24 protein-coding genes and 1 tRNA gene are annotated in these 25,142 nt (G+C 71.1%); 14 read left to right on the top strand and 11 right to left on the bottom strand.

The annotated features are described in order from the left end of the window. Window positions 1-16 precede the first annotated feature (16 nt). From ACKTSN_RS24090 to ACKTSN_RS24065, 6 genes are all read right to left on the bottom strand, one after another. The gene (locus ACKTSN_RS24090) at window positions 17-1,672 is read right to left on the bottom strand and encodes a long-chain fatty acid--CoA ligase (protein ID WP_409471012.1); all 1,656 of its coding nucleotides are present in this window, start codon (window positions 1,670-1,672) and stop codon (window positions 17-19) included. A 148-nt stretch (window positions 1,673-1,820) separates the two neighbouring features. After that, a complete protein-coding gene (locus ACKTSN_RS24085; protein WP_224740374.1) occupies window positions 1,821-2,387 on the bottom strand; it encodes a SigE family RNA polymerase sigma factor in 567 nt (188 codons plus the stop codon). Between the two features lie 148 nt (window positions 2,388-2,535). Beyond that, window positions 2,536-3,681 carry a lipid-transfer protein gene (locus tag ACKTSN_RS24080; RefSeq protein ID WP_409471011.1) on the bottom strand — a complete coding sequence of 382 codons (1,146 nt, stop codon included), beginning with the start codon at window positions 3,679-3,681 and terminating at the stop codon, window positions 2,536-2,538. Next, the gene (locus ACKTSN_RS24075) at window positions 3,678-4,073 is read right to left on the bottom strand and encodes a MaoC family dehydratase (protein WP_409474908.1); all 396 of its coding nucleotides are present in this window, start codon (window positions 4,071-4,073) and stop codon (window positions 3,678-3,680) included. Before ACKTSN_RS24075 ends, ACKTSN_RS24080 begins: the two co-directional genes overlap by 4 nt. 2 nt (window positions 4,074-4,075) lie before the next feature. Further along, the gene (locus ACKTSN_RS24070; RefSeq protein ID WP_409474907.1) at window positions 4,076-4,933 is read right to left on the bottom strand and encodes a bifunctional MaoC family dehydratase N-terminal/OB-fold nucleic acid binding domain-containing protein; all 858 of its coding nucleotides are present in this window, start codon (window positions 4,931-4,933) and stop codon (window positions 4,076-4,078) included. A 264-nt stretch (window positions 4,934-5,197) separates the two neighbouring features. Next, a complete protein-coding gene (locus ACKTSN_RS24065; protein ID WP_409471010.1) occupies window positions 5,198-5,518 on the bottom strand; it encodes a hypothetical protein in 321 nt (106 codons plus the stop codon). 360 nt (window positions 5,519-5,878) lie between these two features. Between ACKTSN_RS24065 and ACKTSN_RS24060 the strand changes: the two genes are divergently transcribed. Together ACKTSN_RS24060 and ACKTSN_RS24055 are read left to right on the top strand one after the other, a co-directional pair. Continuing rightward, the gene (locus tag ACKTSN_RS24060; protein ID WP_409471009.1) at window positions 5,879-6,748 is read left to right on the top strand and encodes a bifunctional DNA primase/polymerase; all 870 of its coding nucleotides are present in this window, start codon (window positions 5,879-5,881) and stop codon (window positions 6,746-6,748) included. A 54-nt stretch (window positions 6,749-6,802) separates the two neighbouring features. Beyond that, complete coding sequence (locus ACKTSN_RS24055; protein ID WP_409471008.1) at window positions 6,803-7,165, top strand: hypothetical protein; 363 nt, start codon at window positions 6,803-6,805, stop codon at window positions 7,163-7,165. A gap of 85 nt (window positions 7,166-7,250) precedes the next feature. On the opposite strand, the gene ACKTSN_RS24050 is transcribed toward ACKTSN_RS24055, so the two are convergent. Next, window positions 7,251-7,335 (bottom strand) — tRNA-Ser (locus ACKTSN_RS24050). Window positions 7,336-7,398: 63 nt separating this feature from the next. Next, on the bottom strand, window positions 7,399-8,886 hold the full coding sequence (locus ACKTSN_RS24045; protein WP_409471007.1) for a S1C family serine protease: 1,488 nt from the start codon (window positions 8,884-8,886) through the stop codon (window positions 7,399-7,401). A 234-nt stretch (window positions 8,887-9,120) separates the two neighbouring features. Between ACKTSN_RS24045 and ACKTSN_RS24040 the strand changes: the two genes are divergently transcribed. From ACKTSN_RS24040 to ACKTSN_RS24030, 3 genes are all read left to right on the top strand, one after another. After that, window positions 9,121-9,948, top strand: coding sequence for a glycerophosphodiester phosphodiesterase (locus tag ACKTSN_RS24040; RefSeq protein WP_409471006.1), 828 nt, complete (start codon window positions 9,121-9,123; stop codon window positions 9,946-9,948). Window positions 9,949-10,087: 139 nt separating this feature from the next. Continuing rightward, window positions 10,088-10,726, top strand: a complete 639-nt coding sequence (locus ACKTSN_RS24035) for an ATP-binding protein (protein ID WP_409471005.1) — start codon at window positions 10,088-10,090, stop codon at window positions 10,724-10,726. 165 nt (window positions 10,727-10,891) lie between these two features. Next, window positions 10,892-11,857, top strand: coding sequence for a DUF5926 family protein (locus ACKTSN_RS24030; protein WP_409471004.1), 966 nt, complete (start codon window positions 10,892-10,894; stop codon window positions 11,855-11,857). Between the two features lie 251 nt (window positions 11,858-12,108). On the opposite strand, the gene ACKTSN_RS24025 is transcribed toward ACKTSN_RS24030, so the two are convergent. Beyond that, window positions 12,109-12,747, bottom strand: coding sequence for a hypothetical protein (locus ACKTSN_RS24025; protein ID WP_409471003.1), 639 nt, complete (start codon window positions 12,745-12,747; stop codon window positions 12,109-12,111). Between the two features lie 55 nt (window positions 12,748-12,802). After that, window positions 12,803-13,468, bottom strand: coding sequence for a bifunctional DNA primase/polymerase (locus ACKTSN_RS24020; RefSeq protein ID WP_409471002.1), 666 nt, complete (start codon window positions 13,466-13,468; stop codon window positions 12,803-12,805). Window positions 13,469-13,973: 505 nt separating this feature from the next. Here ACKTSN_RS24020 and ACKTSN_RS24015 point away from each other — a divergent pair. Both ACKTSN_RS24015 and ACKTSN_RS24010 read left to right on the top strand, forming a co-directional pair. Continuing rightward, on the top strand, window positions 13,974-15,482 hold the full coding sequence (locus ACKTSN_RS24015; protein WP_409471001.1) for a PP2C family protein-serine/threonine phosphatase: 1,509 nt from the start codon (window positions 13,974-13,976) through the stop codon (window positions 15,480-15,482). 80 nt (window positions 15,483-15,562) lie between these two features. After that, on the top strand, window positions 15,563-17,029 hold the full coding sequence (locus ACKTSN_RS24010; RefSeq protein WP_409471000.1) for an aminopeptidase P family protein: 1,467 nt from the start codon (window positions 15,563-15,565) through the stop codon (window positions 17,027-17,029). Window positions 17,030-17,091: 62 nt separating this feature from the next. Here the strand turns inward: ACKTSN_RS24010 and ACKTSN_RS24005 are convergent, their stop codons facing one another. Continuing rightward, window positions 17,092-17,544: an ATP-binding protein gene (locus ACKTSN_RS24005; RefSeq protein ID WP_409470999.1), complete on the bottom strand. Its 453-nt coding sequence runs from the start codon at window positions 17,542-17,544 to the stop codon at window positions 17,092-17,094. A gap of 241 nt (window positions 17,545-17,785) precedes the next feature. Here ACKTSN_RS24005 and ACKTSN_RS24000 point away from each other — a divergent pair, with 241 nt between their 5' ends. The 7 genes from ACKTSN_RS24000 (at window position 17,786) to pheA (ending at window position 24,980) form a co-directional block, all read left to right on the top strand. Then, a complete protein-coding gene (locus tag ACKTSN_RS24000; protein ID WP_409470998.1) occupies window positions 17,786-18,598 on the top strand; it encodes a hypothetical protein in 813 nt (270 codons plus the stop codon). 170 nt (window positions 18,599-18,768) lie between these two features. After that, on the top strand, window positions 18,769-19,512 hold the full coding sequence (locus ACKTSN_RS23995) for a YcnI family copper-binding membrane protein (protein WP_409470997.1): 744 nt from the start codon (window positions 18,769-18,771) through the stop codon (window positions 19,510-19,512). 99 nt (window positions 19,513-19,611) lie between these two features. After that, complete coding sequence (locus ACKTSN_RS23990; protein WP_409470996.1) at window positions 19,612-20,262, top strand: SCO family protein; 651 nt, start codon at window positions 19,612-19,614, stop codon at window positions 20,260-20,262. Further along, window positions 20,259-20,708 carry a copper chaperone PCu(A)C gene (locus ACKTSN_RS23985; protein WP_409470995.1) on the top strand — a complete coding sequence of 150 codons (450 nt, stop codon included), beginning with the start codon at window positions 20,259-20,261 and terminating at the stop codon, window positions 20,706-20,708. The genes ACKTSN_RS23990 and ACKTSN_RS23985 overlap by 4 nt, the downstream gene beginning before the upstream one ends. A 13-nt stretch (window positions 20,709-20,721) precedes the next feature. Beyond that, window positions 20,722-22,671: a copper resistance CopC/CopD family protein gene (locus ACKTSN_RS23980; RefSeq protein ID WP_409470994.1), complete on the top strand. Its 1,950-nt coding sequence runs from the start codon at window positions 20,722-20,724 to the stop codon at window positions 22,669-22,671. A 7-nt stretch (window positions 22,672-22,678) separates the two neighbouring features. Continuing rightward, complete coding sequence (gene efeB, locus ACKTSN_RS23975; RefSeq protein ID WP_409470993.1) at window positions 22,679-23,977, top strand: iron uptake transporter deferrochelatase/peroxidase subunit; 1,299 nt, start codon at window positions 22,679-22,681, stop codon at window positions 23,975-23,977. A 70-nt stretch (window positions 23,978-24,047) separates the two neighbouring features. After that, window positions 24,048-24,980 (top strand): prephenate dehydratase, encoded by a 933-nt coding sequence (gene pheA / locus ACKTSN_RS23970; RefSeq protein ID WP_409470992.1) that lies wholly within the window; start codon window positions 24,048-24,050, stop codon window positions 24,978-24,980. Window positions 24,981-25,142 lie beyond the last annotated feature (162 nt).

Genomic DNA, 25,142 nt, shown 5'->3' with positions numbered 1-25,142 from the left:
CCGTGGCCGTCGTCCGTCAGAGCTGCGTGACGTCCAACTCGCCCTCCGCGTACTGCCTGCGCAGCACCTTCTTGTCGAACTTTCCGACGCTCGTCTTCGGCACGGCCGGGATGATCGTCCAGCGCTCGGGGAGCTGCCACTTGGCGATCTTTCCCTCGTCGGCGAGGAAGGCCCGCAGCGTCTCGAAGTCGGCGGTGGCGCCCTCCCGCAACACGACCGTGGCCAGCGGGCGTTCGCCCCACTTCTCGTCGGGGACGGCGACCACGGCGGCTTCCGCCACGTCCGGGTGGGACATCAGGGCGTTCTCCAGCTCCACCGACGAGATCCACTCGCCGCCGGACTTGATGACGTCCTTGGCGCGGTCGGTGAGGGTGAGGAAGCCGTCGGGGGAGATCGTGCCGACGTCCCCCGTCTTCAGCCAGCCGTCCTCGCTGAACTTGTCGGCGGGGCACAGGGGTTCGGCGTCGGGGCCGTTGTAGTAGGCGCCGGCGATCCACGGGCCGCGGACCTCCAGCTCGCCGGCGGACTCGCCGTCCCAGGGGAGGCGTTCGCCGCCGGGGCCGGTGAGGCGGGCCTCGACGCTCGTCGGGAAGCGGCCCTGGGTGAGCCGGTAGGCGAACTCCTCCTCCGTACCGACCGCGTGGGCCGGCGGGCGGGCGACCGTGCCGAGCGGCGAGGTCTCCGTCATGCCCCAGGCGTGGCAGACCCGCATGCCCAGCTTGTCGAAGGCCTCCATCAGCGAGGGCGGACAGGCGGAGCCGCCGATGGTGACCTGGGTGAGGGAGGAGACGTCGCGGGGACGGGCGGTCAGCTCGGCGAGCAGGCCCTGCCAGATGGTGGGGACGGCGGCGGCGTGCGTCGGCTTCTCGCGCTCGATCATCTCGGCGAGAGGGGCGGGCTGCAGGAAGCGGTCCGGCATCAGCAGGTTGACGCCGGTCATGAAGGTCGCGTGGGGCAGGCCCCAGGCGTTGACGTGAAACTGGGGGACCACCACCAGGGAGGTGTCCTGGTCGGTCAGGCCCATCGATTCGGTCATGTTGACCTGCATGGAGTGCAGGTAGACCGAACGGTGGCTGTAGACCACGCCCTTGGGGTCGCCCGTCGTGCCGGAGGTGTAGCACATGGCGGCGGCCTGGCGCTCGTCCAGCTCCGGCCAGTCGTACGCGGTCGGCTTGCCGGCGATCAGGTCCTCGTACTCGTGCACCTGGACGGTCGCGTCGGCGAGCAGCGAGCGGTCACCGGGGCCGGTGACGACGATGTGCTTGACGGTCTTCAGGTGCGGCAGCAGCGGGGCGAGCAGCGGCAGCAGGGAACCGTTGGCGATCACGACCCGGTCGGCGGCGTGGTTGACGATCCAGGCCAGCTGCTCGGGGGGCAGACGGAGGTTGAGGGTGTGCAGGATCGCGCCCATGGAGGGGATCGCGAAGTAGGCCTCGACGTGCTCGGCGTTGTTCCACATCAGGGTGGCGACGCGGTCGTCGGCGGCGACGCTGAGGTCGTCGCGCAGGGCGTGCGCCAGCTGGGCCGCGCGGGTGCCGGTCTCGGCGAAGGAGCGGCGGTGTGGTTCACCCTCGCCGGTCCAGGTGATCACCTGCGACGATCCGTGGATCGTGGATCCATGGGTCAGGATCCTTGAGATCAGCAGCGGTACGTCCTGCATGGTGCTCAGCACGGTTCCTCCCGGGGCGACATTGCCTACGCGGCGGTAAGGGTTGCGCTGATTCTGCGCACATACCGCGCGGTATGTCACTAGATCCCGGTGATCGATCACGGCACGTTGCCGCACACAACAGCGCATTGCTACCGGACACGACGCTGCGCTATCGAACAAGCCCCAGCTCAGGATCCTCACGCAGCTTGCCGAGCGCCCGCGACACCGCCGACTTCACGGTCCCCACGGACACGCCGAGCACCTCGGCCGTCTGGGCCTCGCTCAGATCCTCGTAGTACCTGAGGACGACCATCGCCCGCTGCCGCGCGGGCAGCCGCATGATCGCCCGCCACATCGCGTCGTGCAGCGCCTGCTGCTCGGCCGGATCGTCGCCGCCGGGCACCGGCTCCGGCTCGGGCAGCTCGTCGCAGGCGAACTCGTCCACCTTGCGCTTGCGCCACTGCGAGGTGCGGGTGTTCAGCAGCGCGCGGCGGACATAGCCGTCCAGCGCGCGATGGTCCTCGATACGCTCCCAGGCGACGTACGTCTTGGTGAGCGCGGTCTGCAGCAGGTCCTCCGCGTCGCTCGGGTTCGCGGTGAGCGACCGGGCGGTACGCAGCAGCACCGGCTGGCGGGCCCGTACGTACGACGAGAACGACGGGTACGTCGCGCACGGATGGCTCTGCCTCGCTGAAGCAGCGGCGGTCGAAGCGCTGGTGCAGACGGGTGTGGTCATGGCTCAACGCTAGGTTCGCGACCGCCTCGGGCGGATCGGCCGCAGGTGCCGAAGACGAGTCCCCCTCAGGTTGTAGGGGTGGTGCCGGCTGCACCTCCTGGAGGTGGACGAGGGGAGGAGACGTACTGCGGGTTTACCCCTTGGGGACTCACCCGTCCGCGGTGAGGACCAGCCCCGAGGTCGGCACTCCCGTCCCCGCCGTCACCAGCGCCCGTGCCGCACCCGGCACCTGGTTCACGGATGTGCCGCGCAGCTGCCGTACCGCCTCCGCGATGCCGTTCATGCCGTGCAGGTAAGCCTCTCCCAGCTGGCCGCCGTGCGTGTTCAGCGGCAGCCGGTCCGCGGCGACGAAGCCGGCCGCCTCCCCGGGGGCGCAGAACCCGTACTCCTCCAGTTGCATCACCACGAACGGTGTGAAGTGGTCGTAGAGGATGCCCACGTCGATGTCGGCCGGCCCGAGTCCCGATGTCCGCCACAGTTGCCGGGCCACCACCGCAGCCTCCGGCAGGCCGGCCAGGTCGCCCCGGTAGAAGCTTGTCATCTGCTCCTGCGCCCGGCCCGCGCCCTGGGCGGCCGCCGCGATCACGGCCGGGGGATGCGGCAGGTCGCGGGCCCGCTCCACGGACGTGACAACAAGGGCCTGGCCGCCGTCCGTCTCCTGGCAGCAGTCCAGCAGCCGCAGCGGCTCGGCGATCCAGCGGGAGGCTGCGTGGTCGGCGAGGGTGATCGGGCGGCCATGGAAGTACGCCGCCGGGTTGGTGGCGGCATGGCGGCGGGCGGTGACCGCCACCGGCCCGAACGCCTCCTGAGCAGTCAGCCCGTACGTGTGCAGATAGCGCTGGGCCGCCATCGCCACCCAGGAGGCCGGGGTGAGCAGCCCGAACGGCATCACCCAGCCGAGCGCCACGCCCTCCGCCGACGGCTCCCGGTGCCGTACGCCGGAACCGAAGCGCCGGCCCGAGCGTTCATTGAACGCCCGGTAGCAGACAACGACCTCCGCCACGCCCGCTGCCACCGCCAGCGCCGCCTGCTGCACGGTCGCGCACGCCGCGCCGCCCCCGTAGTGGACGCGGGAGAAGAAGGACAGCTCGCCCATGCCGCAGGCCTGGGCGACGGTGATCTCCGGGCTGGTGTCCATGGTGAACGTGACCATGCCGTCCACGTCGGCCGGCGTCAGTCCGGCGTCGTCGAGGGCCGCCCGCACCGCCTCCACGGCCAGTCGCAGCTCGCTGCGCCCGGAGTCCTTGGAGAACTCGGTGGCGCCGATACCGGCGATCGCGGCGCGCCCGCTCATGCGGGGCCCCGAGCGGGAAGCGTGACCGTCACCGTGCCGGTCACATGTCTGCCGATGCCGTTGTCGCCGGTCACCCGCACCACGGCCGTGTCCGCGTCGACCGCCTCGACTCGGCCGGTCAGCACCATCGTGTCGCCGGGGTGGTTGGGCGCGCCGAGCCGGATGGCCACCTTGCGGAGGGCTGCCGTGGGGCCGAAGTGGTCGGTGATGTAGCGGCCGACCAGGCCGTTCGTCGTCAGGATGTTCATGAAGATGTCGGGGGAGCCCTTCTGCCGGGCCGACTCCGGGTCGTGGTGCACGTCCTGGTAGTCGCGCGAGGCGATCGCCCCCGCGACGATCAGCGTCCGGGTGATCTCGATCTGCAGCGGCGGCAGTTCGTCGCCCACGCGCACGCTCACCCCATCACTCCTCGGAACACGGGAAGCACCAACTCCTCGTCGTACCGCTGGAATTCGAGCCGCACCGGCATCCCGATCCGCACCTTGTCGTACGGCACCCCGATCACGTTGCTGACGATCCGCACGCCCTCCGCGAGCTCGATCAGCCCCACCGCGTACGGCGGGTCGAAGGCCGGGAACGGGGGATGGTGCATGACGACGTACGAGTGGACCGTGCCGTCGCCGACCGCGCGGACAGTGTCCCAGTCGAGGCAGCCGCAGGCGTTGCAGCCGGGCAGCCAGGGGAAACGCAGGGTCCGGCAGTCCGTGCAGCGCTGGATCAGCAGCTCGTGCCGCTCGACGCCCGCCCAGAAGCCGGCGTTGTCGCGGTTGACGACGGGGCGGGGGCGGCGGTGCTGCGGCGGGGGTTGCTTCTGCCGTGCGGGCGCGTACTTGAGGATGCGGAAGCGGTGCGTGCCGGCGAGTTCGCCGGCCGTGCGGATGTCCGTGCGGGTCGTGACGAAGTACCCGGCGCCCAGTTTTGTCGTCTTCCGATCCGAGACCGACTCGATCACCGTGTCGAAGGTGAGCTCGTCGCCGGGTCGCAACGGCCGCAGATACTCCTGCTCGCAGTCGGTGGCGACCACCGCGGTGCAGCCCGCCGCGTCCAGCAGGCCGAGGAGTTCGTCGTACGCCGTCGTACGCGCCGTGTGCCCGGTGAGGCCGCCCATGGTCCAGGCCTGGAGCATGGCGGGCGGGGCGATGGCGTCGGGGCCGGTGTACGCCGGGTTGGTGTCGCCGAGGGCCTCGCACCAGTGGCGGATCATGGGCAGGTTGACGGGATCCTTACCCTTCCCGGCGACGGTGGCGGGCATGCCTTCGTAGGCCTTGAGGCGCGTGGACAGGTCGGCGGCGTCGTCCTCCACGGTCGTACCCCCTCCCGCACTTCCGTTCCTTGCGGGCGCTTCTCGGTGCTTCCCGCGACGGGTTTCTGACTGTCCGTCAGATGGGGCCCGGTGTCAAGGTCGGCGCACACGCCTGCGCGGCGGCGCCGAAGCACCGCCGCGCGGACGGACCTTGCTCACCCACAGAGCACACCCCACACAGGAGTCGAGGGGGCCGGCGCCGGCCCCCTCGCGTCACCACCAGAGGGGGGTGAAGTTGACGGCCGTGTTGTCGTTGCCCTGGTTGATGGCCGTGAACGCGGAGCCGTCGACCTGCGCGGTGTTGGACTGGTTCGAGGCACCGGAGCCGACGGCCTGCTGCTGGGTGGTGGACGAGTTGCCGTTGTTGTCGTCGCCGACACCGCTGCCGACGACGCCCGCGACGGCGGTCGAGGCGCTCGATCCGTTGTCCGCGAACGAGCCGTTGTCCGCCGTCGCGACACCGGCGAAGAGGGCGGCTGCGAGCGGAAGGGCGGACAGTGCGGCGACAACGCGGGCGGTACGGATGTTTGCCATGTGTGTTCCTCCAGAACCAAATACGCACCGGCCGGGCGGCCAAGAGCGCTGAAGTACGGCTTTCACCAGGGCAGTTGGCCGACCGCCCCGGTGCTGTGAGCACGACGTCGCGAGACCAGAGTTGCCCACCGAATCCCCGGCGAACCACCCAGGAAGCCGTGATTCGTCCTCAAGCGTGATGACAAGTCGATAAACCCCTTTTGCCGCGTTAGCCCCACAGGTCAGGACGGGACAGACGGATCCAACCCAAGCACCGCAACAGGTAAAAGGTTCCGCCACATTTCCGGCCAACCTCCCGGCGAGCGGCGCGCCGCGCCCACCCCTCTTCCCTTCTTCGAACGTACGCACGAAAATAAAGCCATGGCCACCACCGACCGGCAGGCCACGACGCTGGCCCTCGCACACGCCCTGTCAGCCGCCGAACGCGGACTGGCCGTCATCCCCCTGACCCGGACGAAACTCCCGGCCCTGCGCTCCCCGCACCGGGGCGACCCCACCGCCCCCGTGTGCCACGGTGAATGCGGCCGCTTCGGACACGGTGTGTACGACGCCTCGACCGACCCGCGCCGCATCCGCGAACTCTTCGCCGCCGCCCCCTGGGCCACCGGCTACGGCATCGCCTGCGGCCTGCCCCCGTACCACCTGATCGGCATCGACCTGGACACCAAGTCGGGCACCGACTCCTCCGCCGCCCTGCGCGAACTGGCCCTGCGTCACCTGTTCACGATCCCCGCGACGGTGGTCGTCCTGACGCCCAGCGGCGGCCGCCACCTGTGGCTGACCGGACCGCCCGACGTGGCCGTCCCCAACTCGGCCGGCCGCCTCGCCCCCGGCATCGACGTCCGGGGCGCCGGCGGCTACCTCGTCGGCCCCGGCTCACGCACCGACCACGGTGTGTACGGCACCGCACCGGGCACCGCCCACCTGGCGCCGGCCCCGTGCCCGCCGGCCCTCCTGCGCCTCCTGCTCCCACCGCCCCGCCCGCCCCACCGCACGGCGGGGCCATCGACCGCCGGACACGGCCAGGGCCTGGTCCAGTTCGTCCTCGCAGCACACGAGGGCCAGCGCAACACCCGCCTCTTCTGGGCAGCCTGCCGCGCCTACGAGAACGGTCTGGGCCTCGAACTGGTCCCGGCCCTGATCGAGGCGGCCCGGGGGACGGGCCTCAGCGAACGGGAGGCACGGGCGACGATCGCGTCCGCGGCACGGTTGACGCAGCAGCGGCAGTGAGGGCCGTACCGACATCCGGGGCGATGAGATGTGCCGCGGCCCCAAGGTGTGCCCATGACGGGCACCCCGAGCGCCGGCCGGGCGCGGAACGTCCGGGCATGGGCAAAGCAGGCCTGCGTGAATCTCGTGCTGGGCTGCATCGCCGTCATCCCGCTCTGGCTGCTCCTGCTGTTCGCGATCAACTTCCCCCTCGCCTCACTGGGCGTGACCCGGCGGGAGCCCACGGAGAACGACGGCATGCTGCCCTGGCTGATCCTGCTGGTGCCGCTCCTGTCAGGCCTTCTCGCCCTGTGGTGGTCCCTCAACGCCCTGATCCGCCGAAGGACCGACCTCCCCACCCGCATCTACTGGCCCCTCGGCGCGGCAACGGCACTCCTCCCCACGCTGACGACGTGGGCACTGGTCGCCGTCATGTGAGGCGACCGTGCCTCCCACGGCGGCCGGCGCCGGGCAGCAGCACGGCCCCTGACCGATTCACCCGGTCAGGGGCCATTTCTGCGGGCGGTGGGTGTGGGATTTGAACCCACGGTGACTCGCGCCACGACGGTTTTCAAGACCGTTCCCTTAGGCCGCTCGGGCAACCCACCCCGCGCCGCCGATCACGGGCTGCGCGGGACAAGAGTAACCGGTTGGCACGCGCGCCGGGTGGGTCAGTTGTCGCCGACTCGGGAGCCCAGGGTGAGTTCGACGGTGTCGGTCCTGCCGTCGCGCTCGTAGGTGATCGTGACCTTGTCGCCGGGCTTGTGGGTCCAGATCTCGCCGATCAGGGTGGGGCCGCTGTCGATCACCGTGTCGTCGAGCTTGGTGATGACGTCGCCGGGCCTCAGGCCCGCCTCGTCCGCAGGGCCGCCCGCCTCGACGGGGTCGGAGCCGCCGGCGCCCGTGTCGGTGATCTTCGCGCCGTCGCCCGAGTCCTCCAGGGAGACGGACGCGCCGATCTTCGCGTACACCGGCTTGCCGGTCTTGATCAGCTCCTGGGCGACGTACTTGGCCTGGTTGATGGGAATGGCGAAGCCCAGGCCGATGGAGCCGGACTGGCCGGTGCCGAACCCGCCGTTACTGCTGGACTGGATCGCGGAGTTGATGCCGATGACATTGCCCTGCGCGTCCAGCAGCGGGCCGCCGGAGTTGCCGGGGTTGATCGAGGCGTCGGTCTGCAGCGCGCTCATGTACGACGCCTGGCTGCCGGTGCCGTCGCTGGAGGCCACCGGGCGGTTCTTGGCGCTGATGATGCCCGTGGTCACCGTGTTGGACAGGCCGAAGGGGGCGCCGATGGCGATCGTCGAGTCGCCGACGGCCACCTTGTCGGAGTTGCCCAGAGTGAGCGGCTTGAGGCCCGAGGGTGCGTCCTCGAGCTTGATGACCGCCACGTCGTAGCCCTGTGCGTTGCCGACGACCTGGGCGTCGTACCTCTTGCCGTTCGGGAAGGTGGCCGTGAGCTTGCCGCCGTCGACCGCGTCCGCCACCACATGGTTGTTGGTGACGATGTGGCCCTCGGTGTCGAAGACGAAGCCGGTGCCCGTGCCGCCCTCGCCGCTGCTGCTCTCGGCTTCTATGGTGACCGTGCTCGGCAGCGCCTTCGCGGTCACGGCCGCGACCGTACCGGCGTCCCGCTTGAGGTCGCCGCCGCTGTCGGACGCGGAGACGGTGGTGGAGCTGGTGTCGTCCTCGTTCTTGGCGAGCGTGTAGCCGAGTCCGCCGCCCAGACCGCCCGCGACCAGCGCGGCCACCAGGACCGCGGCGAGCAGACCGCCGCGCCTGCGGCCGGGCTTCGGTGCGGGCTGCTGGTACGAGGATCCCCAGCCGGAGCCGTCGCCCGCCCCGCCGCTGCCGGCGGCGTACGCCGGGGTGGGCGGGGGCGGCCAGCCGCCCTCGGGTGCGGAGCCGGAGGCCGGAGGTCCGGGGTGCGGGTTCGAGGAGCCGCCCTCGGGGGTCGCCGACGCGTACGCGGGCGCCCCTTGGGCAGGGGCTCCGGGAGCAGGGGCCTCGGGCGCGGCCGGCGGCGCGGCCGGGATCGGGGTCGTCGGCGCGTCGGCGGCGGGCGGGGCCGGCTGCGGGGAGGCTGCGGGGGTGTCCACCGGCACGGGGGGTGCAGACGGGGCCGGGGGTACCGCAGTGCCCTCGTTCTCGGTGCTCACAGCTTTTCTCCTCGGTCCACGGCTGTTGTTCTGTCGATGCAGCTGTGCATCTGCTCGCTGGTCCTTTTGTATGCCGTCAGCTTTTCCCACAGGCCGTCAGGGCACCATAAGCGGTTGCTGTGGGTGTTCGATTCTCCTTTATATAGGACCTATCTGACCAATGGGATGCGTTCCCACCGCCGCCGAAACCCCTCCGACCCGACGGCTACCCCCTCCCGGTGGCACCATGACGCGGTGACCCACGCACGACAGCACCGGATCCAGGTCGTCGCCCACCGTGGTGCCTCCGAGGACGCCCCCGAGCACACCCTGGCCGCGTACAAGAAGGCGATCGAGGACGGGGCGGACGCCCTCGAGTGCGATGTCCGCCTGACCGCGGACGGCCATCTCGTCTGCGTTCACGACCGCCGCGTCGACCGTACGTCCAACGGTCGCGGCGCGGTCTCCGCGCTGGAGCTCGCCGACCTCGCCGCCCTGGACTTCGGCTCCTGGAAGCACCGCGGCTCCCCACGTCACCGGGACGAGGAGCCCGACTGGGAGCACCGCCCGGAGGACCCGGCCGAGACCTCCGTCCTCACCCTGGAGCGACTGCTCGGGCTCGTCGCCGACGCCGGGCGGCGGGTGGAGCTGGCCATCGAGACGAAACATCCCACGCGCTGGGCGGGGCAGGTCGAGGAGCGGCTGCTGCTGCTCCTGAAGCGGTTCGGGCTCGACGCCCCGGCAGCCCCCGAGAAGTCGCAGGTACGGGTCATGAGCTTCTCGGCGCGTTCGCTGCACCGCGTCCGGGCGGCCTCGCCGACGCTGCCGACGGTCTATCTGATGCAGTTCGTCTCACCCCGGCTGCGCGACGGACGGCTTCCCGCGGGCGTCCGGATCGCGGGCCCCTCGATCCGGATCGTGCGCAATCACCCGATGTACATCAAGCGCCTGAAGCGGGCCGGTCACCAGGTGCACGTGTGGACCGTGAACGAGCCCGGGGACGTGGATCTCTGCGTCGGCCTGGGCGTTGACGCCATCATCACCAACCGCCCCCGCGCGGTACTGGGGTGGCTGGGTCACTGACCCATGAAACCAACCTTGACCCGATCGTTCACCTGCACCATTCTCCCGTCTCGGCCACACCGTCGAAATCCAGCCACACGCCGACCGGCTCATCACGGGGAGTGCACCGGCGCGTTCGGTCCGTGTTCGATCTTTGCGAATGCGTCACCGGACGTGGATTGGCCGGTTTCCGGTACAGGCCATTGGGGCATCCACACCGTGGCGTGGGGCGAAGGAGGTCTCGGGGGTGGCGTTGGTGGTGGCACAGGAGGTGCCCACGTCGTCGAGCATGGCCGTACCCCATGACCCTGCGGGCGTGGGGGAAGCAAGACACCGAATGCGTGATCAGTTGCGCAGGGGTGGCGTTGCGGAATCGGTCATCGACGATGCCGTACTGATCCTTTCCGAACTTTTGAGCAACGCGTGCAAACACGGCCGACCACTGGGCGACGCCCTGGCCGGTGACGGCGACGTCCGGGCCGCATGGCGCGTGGACCCGGGCGGCCGGCTGGTCGTCGAGGTGACGGACGGCGGCGGACCGACGCGGCCGGCCCCGGCGACCCCTTCGGTCACCGCACACGGGGGCCGCGGGCTGAACATCATCACGGCACTGGCCGACGACTGGGGCGTCCGGGACGACACCCGGGGCGAGGTCACGGTGTGGGTCGTGGTCCACGACGACGTACACGATCCCGACGCGGCGCACCGACGCGACGACTTCGCTACGCGTGTCACGGCCCCGTCGGTCACGGCCATCCCGGACCTGGACTTCGCGGACACGTTCGACGACCTGGACTGAACGCTCCGCCGACGGGGGCGACCCGGGCCGCACCTCGCACCGGGCACCCGCCGACAGCTCCCGTTGTCCACAACGCCCCCGTCATCCACAGGTTCCCGTCACCCCGCGTACGAACGGCTAGGCTCCCGCCAGTACGAGACGAGCCGTAACCGGGAGACACCCACCATGGCCAAGAAGCGACCCCAGACGAAGGCCGCACGCCCGCAGCTCACGGACGGAGAGATCCCGGTCGTCGGCGCCCGTGAGCCCTGCCCCTGCGGCAGCGGACGCCGGTACAAGGCCTGCCACGGCAGGGCCGCCGCACAGGCCGCGACCGAGCTGGTGCACCGCCCGTTCGAGGGCCTGCCCGGCGAGTGCGACTGGGTGGCCCTGCGCGAGCTGGTCCCGGCGGCCACGGCCGAGCTGACTCTGAAGAGCGGCCTCCCCGAGGGCGTCCCGTCGGTCACGCTGGCCACCGTTCTGCCGATGGCCTGGCCCGCCCTGCGCCGCGACGACGGCTCGGTCCTGCTCGGCCTGCAGAACGACACGGCGTCCGGTGACATCAGCCGTGATCTCGCCGACACCCTGCAGCGCGCCCTGGAGGCCAGGCCGGGCACGCCGGTGCAGGGCCGCCGCGCCCCGGCCGAGGGCCCACGACTGCAGGACCTGCTCGACCCGAAGGGCGCCTTCGAGCCGGTCGTGCACCCGGGCTTCGAGTTCTGGGTCCCGGACCCGGAGAACGCCACGCCGGAGGTGACCGCCTCCCTGGAGCGGGCCAACGCCGCCGCCATCCCGACAGTGAAGCTCCAGGGCGTCGACGCCGCCTACTGGTGCGAGACCCCGGAGAAGAACCACCTGCGCTGGGTCATGCCGCACCCGGAGGAGCAGCTTCTGGACGCCCTCGCGCGACTGCACGCGGCCGGCCGGTCGAACCTCGGGGAGGGCACCCGGCTCGTCGGCTCCTTCCGGGCGCACGGTCTCACCGTCCCGGTCTGGGACCTGCCGAGCGGTGTCACCGCCGAGGCCATCGAGAAGCCGGCGGTCGAGTTCGCCGAGCGTCTCGCCGCCGCCCTGGCCACGGACGCGCCGCTCACGGCGGACGAGCGCCGCGCACGCGGCGGCCTGACCAACCGACAGGTCACTCTCAGCTGACGCACAGCGAAGTCACAGGGTTCGGCTGACCGGCCGGTCAGCCGAACCACCCGGCGAAACGGTGCATCGGCCCACAACTCCCGTTCCTAACAGGCCAGTCGGTGTCCGGATTGCCGAGGAAAACCGGAGATCGAATTTGCGAACAGCCGATCTCTTGTTACCGTTCCAGTAGCCCGGTTGCTGGTGCATCCCCCGTCGCCAGCAACCGGGTCCTTTCATGTGCGGTCTCGTTCACGGAACGCCGCCACGCGTCAACTGCCCCTAGGCGCACCGAAGTTGCTGCCCGAGCGCAGCAGCAGCGGCCCCCGTCCGCCGCGCGCCGCGTACTCCGCGACCGCCGAGTAGTCCCCGGGGTCCCCCTGCGTCCGCTCGCGGGGCGTCTCGCAGCTGGCCGGCTCGTCCTCCGCGCCCACCGCACACCGCATCTGCACCGTGCGGCCACCCGGCCCCATCAGGCTCAGTACGGCGTCCAGGGCGTCGCCGGTCGCATTGCGGTAGTAGGTGCGCGCCCAGGTCTGCTCGCCCTGCGTCAGGACACAGGTCTGCGCCTCGATGCCGTCGGGGGAGGTGAGTTCGGGACCGCAGCGGGCGGCGGTCGCCAGGCCCAGGCCGAGCAGGAACGGGGAGCGCCTCGGCGCGGGCCGGTCGGCGGACGCCGCCGCGCCCTCGCCGACGGCGGCGGCGTCATCGTGAGCAGCACCGGCGTCAGGGCGGGAACCCGCGGCGCCGTCACGGGAACCCACGGCGCCGGAACCTTTGGCGTCGCCGCGCGGGGACAGCCGTACGGTCACGGGGTCCGGTTCGCCCACGGGGCCCGCGGACGCCACGGCCAGTGGCAGCGCGACCGCGCACGCCACGACGCCCGCGAGGGCGAGCAGGCGGACATTCATGAAGGGACGATAACGAGCCGGCCGGCGCGCCCGGTTCCGTGCGCGCCCGACACCCCTAGAACTCGGGCGCGCTCACACCCGTACGAGTGAGAGCCTCGACCACTGCGTCCACCACGGCCTCCACATCGGGCACCCAGGGAGCGGCCGAGCCGGGCAGCGGAGCCCGCTCCCAGCGAATCTGGCCCTGGCCGGTCTCGGACGGGGGCAGCGCGAGATAGCCGCCCTCACTGTGAAAGCGCAGCGAACCGGGGACGAAGTCCTTGGCGTAGAGCAGTTCGCCCAACTGCTCCATGGAGTACGGCCGGACGAGCAGCGCCCAGCGCGTGCGGGAGGCGAGGACCGGGCCGAGGCGCATTCCCTTGTGGTCCAGCGCGTCGAGGGCGCGGGCCGCAGCGGGGACGGGGAGGCTGACCGCGCAGGGGGACCGGCCGCCGGTGGCGAGGATGATGGGCGCCGCGGGCCGGTTGGTCCACCACCAGCGCACCATGCGCTCGTCGGTGGTGGCCGCGAGCAGGCCGGGGTCGAAGGGGTGCGCTCCGGGCACCGTGCACTCGGGGTCGGGGCAGCCGCAGCGGTCCCGTCCCTGCGGGTCCGCCGTGACGCCCGGGAGTACCGGCCACTTCCATTCCGTCGCGAAGGTCAGGGCCGCGCTGAGCACCTCAGGCCTCCCGTCGTTCCGCCTGGACAGGAGCCTGCGTCGCCTTCCGAGGATCTCGCGCATGAGCGCTCGTTCCTTTCCGTTGCACGCCTGGCAACACCGTGGACCACATCACACCATGTGTCGATCACTTCACTGTGCGTACCTGTTGGCGCATCACACCCGCGCTCTCCAAGCACGGGGAACCCCTATGGGCCGAGCGTTGGCTGCGTCCGCGTCCATACCGCGTCTGTCAAAAGCATGGGCGTGGCGTGGGGTGGCGAAGTGTGGCGTTTGCCGTCCCGAGTATTTCTCTCCGCCGCCGCCACGGGAGGATGGGGCTCGGTCGTCGGTGGTTAAGACGCCCGGGTCCGTCGCCAGGTTCCGGGTGACTCCCAACCACCCCTGGCCTTCTCCGAGTACGTACCCATCACGACCGCTGTGACGCTCCGTCGAGCAAGCCCAGTCGACCGCAATAGGCCCTTACCCGAGGCAGTTTTCAGCCAACTTCCGCTTTTCGCAAGAGTTCCCAGGAGATCCGTCCCGAGACCACGGCAGCCCCACGGACACCAGGAATCCCGGCAGGACAATGCTGGACATCTCCTCACGAGTGCGTGTACATGTGGAGACACTGCTAGCGGCGCAGAATGACATGGGGGTTCGCGATGGTTTTGCGCAAAACGCACCGGTCGGAAAGCCGGACGCCATGAACGCCCCGCACCCTCCGAAAGTGGCCGGAATCGATTCAACGGTTCCGGCGCCCGCGCACACTGTCGCCCCCTCCGCCCCCACCACGTCCGCCGTCACCACCGGCCCGGGAGCCCTTCTCCAGGACCGGCTCGCCGGCTGGGTCTCGGACCTCACGACCCTCCACGAACTCACCGAACGCCTGGCCCGCACGGACGCACTGCCCGCAGCGCTCCAGGAACTGCTGCGCGCCGGAGCCGCCCTGGTGGGCGCCTCGCGCGGGCTCGTCGTTCTGGAACCGGCCGACGGACTCGGCCCCCGCACGACCCTCGGGCTCGGCCTCGGCCAGGCCGACCTCGGTCACCTCGAGACCGTGCCGCGCGCCTCGATGCCGTACGGCGAACTGCTCGACACGCCGCCCGGGCCGCCCGCCGAGGTACGCGAGATCGTCCGGCCCGACCTGTTCGCCGAGGACGGGCTCGACCCCCGCCACCGCGAGGTGGCCGCCCGCCTCGGCTACGCCGCCAGCTACGCACTCCCCCTGTCCGCCGAGACCGCTGGGCGGGTCGGCGCCGCCATGTGGGTCTACGACGAGCCCGCCGAACCGGTCGAGCGGCAACGGCACCTCGTCGGCCTGTACGCCCGCTACGCAGCCGAACACCTCGCGCGGCTCCTCGAAGTCGAGCGCACGCGGGCGTGCATGGCGACGATCTCCGAGGAACTGCTCCCCTCCCGGCTGCCCCGCGTCTCCGGCGTCCAGCTCGCCGCCCGGCACCGCACCGGCCCGCGCGGCGGCGGCGACTGGTACGACGCGCTGCCGCTGCCCGACGCGGCCCTCAGTCTCGCCGTCGGCTCGGTCACCGGGTCGGGGCCCAGCGCCGTCGCCGCGATGGGGCGGCTGCGGGCGTCTCTGCGGGCGTACGCCGTGATGGAGGGCGAGGACCCGGTCGCCGTCCTGTCCGACCTGGAGCTGCTGCTGCGGCTGACCGAGCCCGCCCGCTCGGCCACCGCGCTGTTCGCCTACTGCGAGCCCGACCTTCACAAGATCACGCTGGCCGGTGCCGGGCACACCCCGCCGCTGCTGATCGGGGAGCGGCGCACGGAGTTCGTGGAGACCTCCGTCTCGGCCCCGCTGGGCATGCTCGCCTGCTGGGAGGCACCGAGCGTGGAGGTGCAGGCGACGGCGGGAGAGACGGTTCTGCTCTACACCGACGGGCTGCTGCAGCGCACCGGCGATCCCGTCGACCGCGCCTTCGCCCGGCTTCATGCGGCGGCGGCCGGACTGTCCCGGGCCAAGCGGCGCGACCCGGAGGCGATCGTCGACCACATTCTGCGGACCGTCCTGCCGGACGGGCTGGACGCGGGGGACAGCGAGGAGGACGTCGTCCTGCTGGCGGCGCGTTTCGAGTGAGGCGGTAAGAGGTCTTTCGGCCCTGGGCCCCCTTCCGTGCGACCGTACGATGGAGGGGGTCCAGTGCCGTATCTAGGAGGATGACCGTGGCCGAAGAGCTCCCGGAGACCCCGGTGGAAGCTTCTGAGGAAGAGCCGATCAAGCAGCGGAAGAACGGCCTGTACCCGGGCGTGTCCGACGAGCTGGCGGAGAACATGAAGTCCGGCTGGGCCGACACCGAGCTGCACGACCTGCAGCCGATCGCCCAGGCCGCCGAGACCTCCGCCCGACGTGCCGCGCTGTCCGCGCGCTTCCCCGGCGAGCGTCTGGTGATCCCCGCGGGCAACCTGAAGACCCGCTCGAACGACACCGAATACCCCTTCCGGGCCTCGGTCGAGTACGCGTACCTCACCGGCAACCAGACCGAGGACGGCGTCCTGGTCATGGAGCCCAAGGGTGAGGGCCACCAGGCGACGATCTACCTTCTGCCCCGCTCCGACCGCGAGAACGGCGAGTTCTGGCTCTCCGGCCAGGGCGAGCTGTGGGTCGGCCGCCGGCACTCGCTCACCGAGGCGGAGCAGCTGTACGGCATCCCGGCCTCCGACGTGCGCGAGCTGGCCGACGCCCTGCGCGAGGCCACCGGCCCGGTCCGGGTCGTCCGCGGCTACGACGCCGGCATCGAGGCGGCCCTGACCGACAAGGTCACCGCCGAGCGCGACGAGGAGCTGCGGGTGGTCCTCTCCGAGATGCGGCTGGTCAAGGACGAGTTCGAGATCGGCGAGCTGCAGAAGGCCGTCGACTCCACGGCGCGTGGCTTCGAGGACGTGGTGCGGGTCCTCGACAAGGCCGAGGCGACCTCCGAGCGCTACATCGAGGGCACGTTCTTCCTTCGCGCGCGCGTGGAGGGCAACGACGTCGGCTACGGCTCCATCTGCGCGGCCGGCCCGCACGCCTGCACGCTGCACTGGGTACGCAACGACGGGCCCGTGCGCTCCGGTGACCTGCTGCTGCTGGACGCGGGCGTGGAGACGCACACGTACTACACCGCCGACGTCACGCGCACGCTGCCGATCAACGGGCGCTTCAGCGAGATCCAGAAGAAGATCTACGACGCGGTGTACGAGGCCCAGGAGGCCGGGATCGCGGCGGTGAAGCCGGGCGCGAAGTACCGGGACTTCCATGACGCCGCACAGCGCGTGCTCGCCGAGAAGCTGGTCGAGTGGCGGCTCGTCGAGGGGCCGGTCGAGCGGGTGCTGGAGCTGGGGCTGCAGCGGCGGTGGACGCTGCACGGGACCGGGCACATGCTCGGCATGGACGTCCACGACTGCGCTGCCGCGCGGACCGAGACGTATGTGGAGGGCGTCCTGGAGCCCGGGATGTGCCTGACGGTGGAGCCGGGCCTGTACTTCCAGGCCGACGACCTGACGGTGCCGGAGGAGTACCGCGGTATCGGTGTCCGCATCGAGGACGACATCCTGGTGACCGCGGACGGGAACCGGAACCTGTCGGCCGCGCTGCCTCGTCGCTCCGCCGAGGTCGAGGCGTGGATGGCCTCGTTGAAGGGCTGACGTCGGACTGACGGCCGGGTACCTACGGGGTGCCCGGCCGGAGGTCCGCTCCCCGGCCGGCTTCAGGACGCCGTCATCAGCGGGGAGTTGTCACGCCACTTGAGGATCTTGTCGAAGCTCACCACCGCCCCGCCCGGTCCGGGCCTGTTGCCGATGTGGACGTGGTCGGCGAGCTCCTCGATCAGGCACAGGCCACGGCCGTGCTCGGCGTCTGGGCGGGCGGGCGCCGGACGGGCCTGGGGACGGGCGAATCCCGGACCCGAGTCGGCGACCTCGATACGGCACTTCTCGCCGTCCAGGTAGGCAGTGACCCGGTACGCCTCCGAAGTGCAGCCGTGCACGGTGTCCCCGCCGTGTTCCACGGCGTTCGCACAGGCCTCGGTGAGCGCGACGGAGAGGTCGTACGAGACGTCGGGGTCGACGCCCGCCGTCTCCATCGTGCCGAGCAGCAGGCGGCGGGCGAGCGGAACGCTTGCGGCCTCGCGCCGAAGATGGAGTGACCACCACATGCTCATGCTCCAGCCTCCTGGCCGCGGCTCGACATACCGTTACGTATTACCGCGCGTACCCGGGTGTAAGCGCGAAACCGACGTGATGCCGCCCATATGGTGGATGCGCCAGGGTGGCAGGTGGTGTATGTGAGGCCTGCATACACCAGTCGGGTCGGTCCGGGCATCGGGTGATCTTCCGGATGGTACGGAATCTTGCGGACCTGCCGTACGGCGGCAACACGGCCAGTGCGATGATGAGCCCGCCATGACTGCCCCCCAGCCGCGCACGGTGCGCTCCGGAACCGACCTCCGGATCCTGCGGGCCGCGGTGTTCGCCGCGGTCTGCGTCGTGCTGTCCGCGGGCGGGCACGCGCTCGCGTCCGGCGGGGTTCCGCTGTGGACGCTGGGCGCGGGATTCCTCGCGATGCTCGTGGTCGCCGCGCCGCTCGCCGGTCGCGAGCGCTCGCTGCCCGGGATCGCGGCGCTGCTCGCGGCCGGACAGATCGCCCTGCACACGCTCTTCGGACTGGGACAGCACGGCTCGGCCCCGCTCACGGCCTCCGCCACGTCGGCGTCCGACGCCTCCCTGGTCGAACAGGCCGCGCGGCTGGTGTGCGGGACCACGGTGGCGGCGATCAGCCCGGCGCAGGCCCAGCGGATCCTCACGGACGCGGGGATCTCCCCCGACGCGGGAGCGCAGGCCGCGCACCACCCGGCGGACGCCATGGCCACCGCCTCCGGTTCCCCGGCCGCGCTGCTGCCGTCCCTGCCGATGCTGCTCGGCCACGTCCTCGCGGCGATCGCCGCCGGCTGGCTGCTGCGCCGCGGGGACCTCGCCCTGCTGCGCCTGGCGGAACTCTCGGCGTACTCGGTCACGGAGGGGGCCCTCGTGCGGTCCCTGCGCGGGGCGCTCGCGCTGGTGCGCGCCCTGTGCGCGGGGCTCCCGGCGGCGCCCGAGGCCGGCCCGCGCTTCCGGCGCGCCGCCGCGCCCACCTGCCCCCAGCCCCGTACGACCGCACTCCAGCACACGGTGATCCGGCGCGGCCCGCCGTCCGCCGCGCTCGCTCTCGCCGCCTGACGCGACGCGACCGCCACTTCGTTCGGAATCCGGCCGAAGGGTGAGTGCCGCCGTCGCGCGGCACACGCGCGTGCAGCCCTGTCCAGGGTCGTCGAGGAATCAACCCGCACGCGCGCGTACCCCTCTTCACCACCACCGGATCCTCACTCGAAGTGGAGTGCTCACCGCCCATGAAGGCTTCCCGTATCGCCGCCGTCGGCGCCGTTGCCGCCTCGGCCGTCGTCGTTCTGTCCTCCCCCTGCTTCGCGCACGTCACCGTGCAGCCCGAGGGCGCGGCTGCCAAGGGCGGCTACGCTGTCGTCGACTTCAAGGTCCCCAACGAGCGCGACAACGCCTCGACCACGAAGCTCGAAGTCAACTTCCCGGCCGACCATCCGCTGTCCTCGGTGATGCCGGAGCCGGTACAGGGCTGGGACATCGAGGTCACCAAGTCCGAGCTGGACAAGCCGATCGACTCGCACGGCCGGCAGATCACCGAGGCCGTCAGCAAGGTCACCTGGACCGCCAAGGGCGACGGCATCAAGGCCGGCTTCTTCCAGAAGTTCCCGGTCTCCGTCGGCGCGCTGCCCGAGGACACCGACGAGCTGGTCTTCAAGGCCATCCAGACGTACTCCAACGACGAGGTCGTCCGCTGGATCGAGGTCCCGCAGGAAGGCCAGGAGGAGCCGGAGAACCCGGCGCCGGTGCTCGCGCTGTCCGAGGCCGAGGAGGACGGCCACAGCCACGGCTCCTCGACGGCAGAGGAGACCACCGACGACGCCTCGGCCGCCGCCGCGAACACCGCGTCCGACACCGCCGAGCCCGCCGACAGCACCGACACCACGGCCCGTGTCCTCGCCGTCGTCGGCATCGTCGTCGGCGCGGCAGGTGTGGCGTACGGCGTGCTGGCCGGCCGTCGGCGCAGCAACGCCTGACGCCTTCCGATCCGTCGGTGCGCGCCGGGTCCGGACGACGCGTGAGGCGTCGTCCTGCACTCCGGCGCGCACCGGAGACCTCACATCTGGGACTTTTCCATGCGTAAGAAGACCTTCGCGGCGGCTGCGCTGCTCGCCGCCGCCACCCTGACCCTGTCCGCCTGCAGCAGCGGTGACGAAGGCGGATCGCCCGTCACCATGGTGTCCGAAGAGGCCGGCTCCGACCGGGCCGCCACCGTCCTCGACCAGCCCTTCGAGAAGCCGGACCTGGTCCTGACCGACACCCGGGGCAAGCAGTACGACCTCCGCAAGGAGACCGCGGGCAAGCCGACACTGATCTACTTCGGCTACACCAACTGCCCCGACGTCTGCCCTCTGACGATGAACAACATCGCCGTCGCCAAGAAGCAGCTGCCCAAGGCGGAACAGGACGAGCTGCAGGTCGTGTTCGTCACCACCGACCCGGAGCGGGACACCCCGTCCGCGCTCGGCAAGTGGCTCAAGGGCATCGACCCCCAAGTCGTCGGATTGTCCGGCGACTTCGACACCATCCAGGCCGGCGCCCGCACACTCGGCATCTCGATCGACCCGCCGAAGAAGGAGAAGGGCAAGATCGTCTCCACGCACGGCACCCAGGTCGTCGCCTTCTCCCCGAAGAACGACGCGGGTTACGTCCTCTACGGCGAGGACGCCACCGTCGACGACTACACCAAGGACCTCCCCAAGCTCGTCAAGGGGGAGACGCCGTGAGGCGTCTCGCTGTCGCGGCGGCGGTGACGGCCGGAGCGCTGGCCCTCACCGGCTGCGGCGCCGACTCCGACGACGCCGAGGGCGCCCTCTCCGTCAGCTCCGCCTACATGCCGCAACCCGTCTCCGACTCCATGGCGGCGGGCTTCCTGACGATCGCCAACACGAGCGGCAAGGCAGCCGAGTTGACCTCGGTCACCAGCGACATCGGTGAGGTGACCGTGCATGAGACCGTCGGGCAGGCGATGCACGAGGCCCAGGAGGTCGCGGTGCCCGCACACGGTCGACTCGTCCTCGAAAGCGGGGGAAGCCACCTGATGTTCGAGAAGCTGAAGCGCAAGCCGAAGCAGGGTGAGACGGTCTCCGTCGAGCTGCACTTCGCCACGGCCGTGGTCACCGTGGACATGCCGGTGAAGTCGGCGACGTACACCCCGAAGACCGGGCACTGAGGGAGGGACCCCCTTGACGCAGACCATCGCCCCCCGCGTCCGAAGCCTGGTGCTGCTGCTCCTGGCCGCCGCCGGCCTGCTCCTCGCCGGCGCCGCACCGGCCTCCGCGCACGCCGCGCTGACCGGCAGCGACCCCCAGCAGGGAGCGGTGGTCGACAAGGCCCCGACACAGGTCTCGCTCACCTTCTCCGAGACCGTCTCGCTCTCCGACGACTCGCTGCGTGTGCTCGACCCCAAGGGCAAGCGGGCCGACACCGGCGCGGCGAGAAACGTCAGCGGAACGACGTACGCCGTGAAACTGCACTCGGGTCTGCCCGACGGCACCTACACCGTCACCTACCAGGTGGTGTCGGCCGACAGCCACCCCGTCGCCGGCGCCTACACCTTCTCCATCGGCGCCCCCTCCTCGACCTCCGTCACGGTGTCGGACCAGACGGCGGGGGGCGGGGTCGTCGGCTGGCTGTACGGGTTCGGGCGGTATGTGTCGTACGCCGGCTTCACCGTGCTGGCCGGCGGCGCCGCCTTCGTCCTCGCCTGCTGGCCGCGCGGCTCGGGCGTACGGGCCGTGCAGCGGCTCGTCGTCTCGGGGTGGGTCGCGCTCACCGCGGCCACCCTCGGCCTGCTCCTCCTGCGCGGCTCCTACACCAGCTCCGGGAAGTTCGGCGACGTCTTCGACCTGGACCTGCTCGGGCAGGTGCTGCAGACCAAGACGGGCGCGGCCCTGGTGTCCCGGCTGCTGCTGCTCGCCGCGGCGGCGCTGTTCATCGCCGTGCTCTTCGGGGCGTACGACAAACGCGAGGAGGAGGAGAAGCGCGACCTGACATTCGGACTGGCCGTCGGCGGAGGTGTCGTGGCCGCCGGGATCGCCGCGACCTGGGCGATGGCCGAGCACGCCTCGGTCGGCCTCCAGGCCGGGATCGCGATGCCCGTCGACGTCGTCCACCTGCTCGCCGTGGCAGCCTGGCTCGGTGGGCTGTGTGCGCTGCTGGTCTCGCTGTACTGGGCACCGGCAAAGGCTCCGCTGGATGCGGGTGCCGTACGGCGGTTCTCGCAGATCGCGTTCGGCAGCGTGGTCGCGCTGGTCGCGACCGGCCTCTACCAGTCCTGGCGGCAGGTCGGCTCCTGGACGGCACTCACCGGCACCCGGTACGGGCAGCTGCTGCTCGTCAAGGTCGGGCTCGTGATGCTGCTGGTCGGCATCGCATGGATCTCTCGGCGGTGGACCGCCCAGCTGACGGACCCGGTCACCGCGACCGGCGGGAAACAGCGGGAGTGCACGAAGGAACGGGTCACGGCACGTGCCGCTTCCGGTGACGGCAAGCGGGCGGATGCCGAGGACGGCAAGCAGGCGGCCTCCCGCTCCAAGCGGACGGATGCCGCAGATCCGAAGCGTGCCGCCCAGCTCGCCCGGCAGCGGGCCGCCATGGATACCGCACACCAGAAGCGCGTCCGGGACGCCGACCCGATCCGCCACGGACTGCGCCGCTCGGCGCTGGCCGAGGCGGGCGTCGCGGTCGCCCTGCTCACGGTGACCACCCTGCTGACGTCCACCGAACCGGGGCGCACGGTGGAGGAGGCCGAGGCGGCCACGTCGGCGTCGTCGTCCTCGTCCTCCGACGCCGGGGCCGTGACCCTCGACATGACCTTCGACACCGGCGGCGCGGACGGCAAGGGCGTCGTACGGCTCGACATCGACCCCGCGCGGGTCGGCGGCAACGAGATGCACGTCTATGTGCAGCGGCCCAACGGCCGCGCCTTCGACATCCCCGAGGTGAAGGTCGCCTTCACCCTGGAGTCCAAGGACATCGGACCGCTGCCCGTCGTCCCGGACCACATCACCACCGGACACTGGTCGGCGAACGGAGTGCAGATCCCCATGGCGGGCGAGTGGAACATCGCCGTCACCGTGCGGACCTCCGACATCGACCAGACCACCGTCTCCAAGAACGCGCAGATCGGCTGACCCCACCATGGCTGACCAGTCCATTCCGGAGGCCCGTACTCCCGAGGCGAGCCCCAAGGGGGCGGTTTCCCCGGAAGCCGCCCAGAAGGAAGGCATCTCACGGCGCGCGCTGCTCGGTACCGCCGGCGCCACCGGGCTCGTGCTCGGCGCGGCGGGCGGTGCCGTCGGATATGCCGCCGCGCCCGCGCAGGCGACGCCGCTCACCTCGCTGGGCGCCGATCAGGTGATGTTTCACGGGAAACATCAGCCCGGCATCACCACCGCCCTGCAGGCCCGCGGCCACCTCGTCGCCTTCGATCTGGCCGCGGGCGCGGGCCGCAAGGAGGCGGCCGCGCTGCTGCGCCGCTGGTCCCAGACGGCCCGGCGGCTGATGGCGGGCGAGCCGACGACACAGGACGACACGGATGTGGCACGTGATGCGGGGCCTTCGTCGCTGACCATCACCTTCGGCTTCGGGCACAGCTTCTTCGGCCGTACGGGCCTTCAGAAGCAGCGCCCGGTCGCCCTCGACCCCCTGCCCGACTTCTCCTCCGACCAGCTCGACAAGGCGCGCAGCAACGGCGACCTGTGGGTGCAGATCGGCGCCAACGACGCCCTGGTCGCCTTCCACGCCCTGCGCGCGATCCAGAAGGACGCGGGCAGCGCGGCCCGGGTCCGCTGGCAGATGAACGGCTTCAACCGCTCGCCCGGCGCCACCGCCCACCCCATGACGGCACGCAACCTGATGGGCCAGATCGACGGCACACGCAATCCGAAGCCGGCCGACTCCGACTTCGACCAGCGGATCTTCGTGCCGGCGTCCGGCTCGAACGACCCGGCCTGGATGGCGAACGGCTCCTACGCCGTTGTACGGCGCATCCGCATGCTTCTCGACGACTGGGAGCAGCTCTCGCTGAAGGAGCAGGAGAACGTCATCGGGCGCCGCAAGTCCGACGGGGCGCCGCTGTCGGGCGGCACCGAGACGACCGAGATGGACCTGGAGAAGACGGACGCCGAGGGCAACCTGGTCGTCCCGATCAACGCGCACGCGCGGATCACCCGGCCCGACCAGAACGGCGGTGCGGCGATGCTGCGGCGCCCGTTCTCGTACCACGACGGCTTCGACACCGACGGCGTGCCGGACGCCGGTCTGCTGTTCATCTGCTGGCAGGCGGATCCGCTGCGCGGGTTCGTGACGGTACAGCGCAAGCTGGACCGGGGGGATGCCTTGTCGCAGTTCATCCGGCACGAGGCGAGCGGGCTGTTCGCGGTGCCGGGTGGGGCGGCGGAGGGGCAGTACGTGGGGCAGAAGTTGCTGGAGGGGTGAGGGGCACCCGGTGGAGCGGCGATCGTGAGACACGTAAGCCGGTTTTCGGGGTGCCCATTAGGGTGAGGACATGCCAGCGAGCTATGCGTATCTCGGCCCCGAGGGCACCTTCACCGAAGTCGCTCTGCGCACGCTTCCGGAGGCGGCGACCCGGGAGCTGGTCCCGTACGTGTCCGTGCAGTCCGCGCTCGACGCGGTGCGCGTCGGCGAGGCCGAGGCCGCGTTCGTGCCGATCGAGAACTCCGTCGAGGGCGGCATCACCACCACGCTCGACGAACTGGTCGCGGGCCAGCCGCTGATGATCTACCGCGAGGTGCTGCTGTCGATCACCTTCGCGCTGCTGGTCAGGCCGGGTACCAAGCTGTCGGACATCAAGACGGTCACCGCCCACCCGGCCGCGCAGCCGCAGGTGCGCAACTGGCTGAAGGCGAACCTGCCCGACGCGCTCTGGGAGTCCGCGGCCTCGAACGCGGACGGCGCCCGTCTGGTGCAGGAGGGCCGGTACGACGCGGCCTTCGCAGGTGAGTTCGCAGCCGCCCGGTACGGCCTCGAGGCCCTGGAGACCGGGATCCACGACGCGGAGAACGCCCAGACGCGGTTCGTGCTGGTCGGCCGCCCCGCCCGGCCCGCGGCGCCCACCGGCGCGGACAAGACGTCCGTCGTGCTGTGGCAGCGCGACGATCATCCCGGCGCGCTGCGCGACCTGCTCGGCGAGTTCGCCACCCGGGGCATCAACCTGATGCTGCTGCAGTCCCGGCCGACCGGCGCCGGCATCGGCAACTACTGCTTCTGCATCGATGCCGAGGGCCATATCTCCGACCGACGGGTCGCCGAGGCCCTGATGGGGCTCAAGCGGATCTGCCTCCAGGTGCGCTTCCTCGGCTCGTACCCGCGCGCGGACGCGACCACGGCGGACGTACGGCCGCTGCTGCCGGGCACGTCGGACGAGGAGTTCTCGTCGGCGGCCGATTGGGTGGCTAGGTGCCAGGACGGCCGGTTCTAGCGCTCTTTCGGCCAGTCCTGTCCAGTCCCTCTTCCGGTCAGTCCTACCAGCATATTTTCGTCATCCACAGGTGTTATCCACAGGTACGCTTCTCGACCTGGGGACAAGTCGACAGGGGAGCGCCACTCGGTCGACAAATCGGCCAGCATGCCCTCATCGTGT

The organism is Streptomyces flavusporus (assembly GCF_046267975.1).
GTDB lineage: Bacteria > Actinomycetota > Actinomycetes > Streptomycetales > Streptomycetaceae > Streptomyces > Streptomyces flavusporus.
This window is presented reverse-complemented; position numbering and strand designations above follow the sequence as displayed.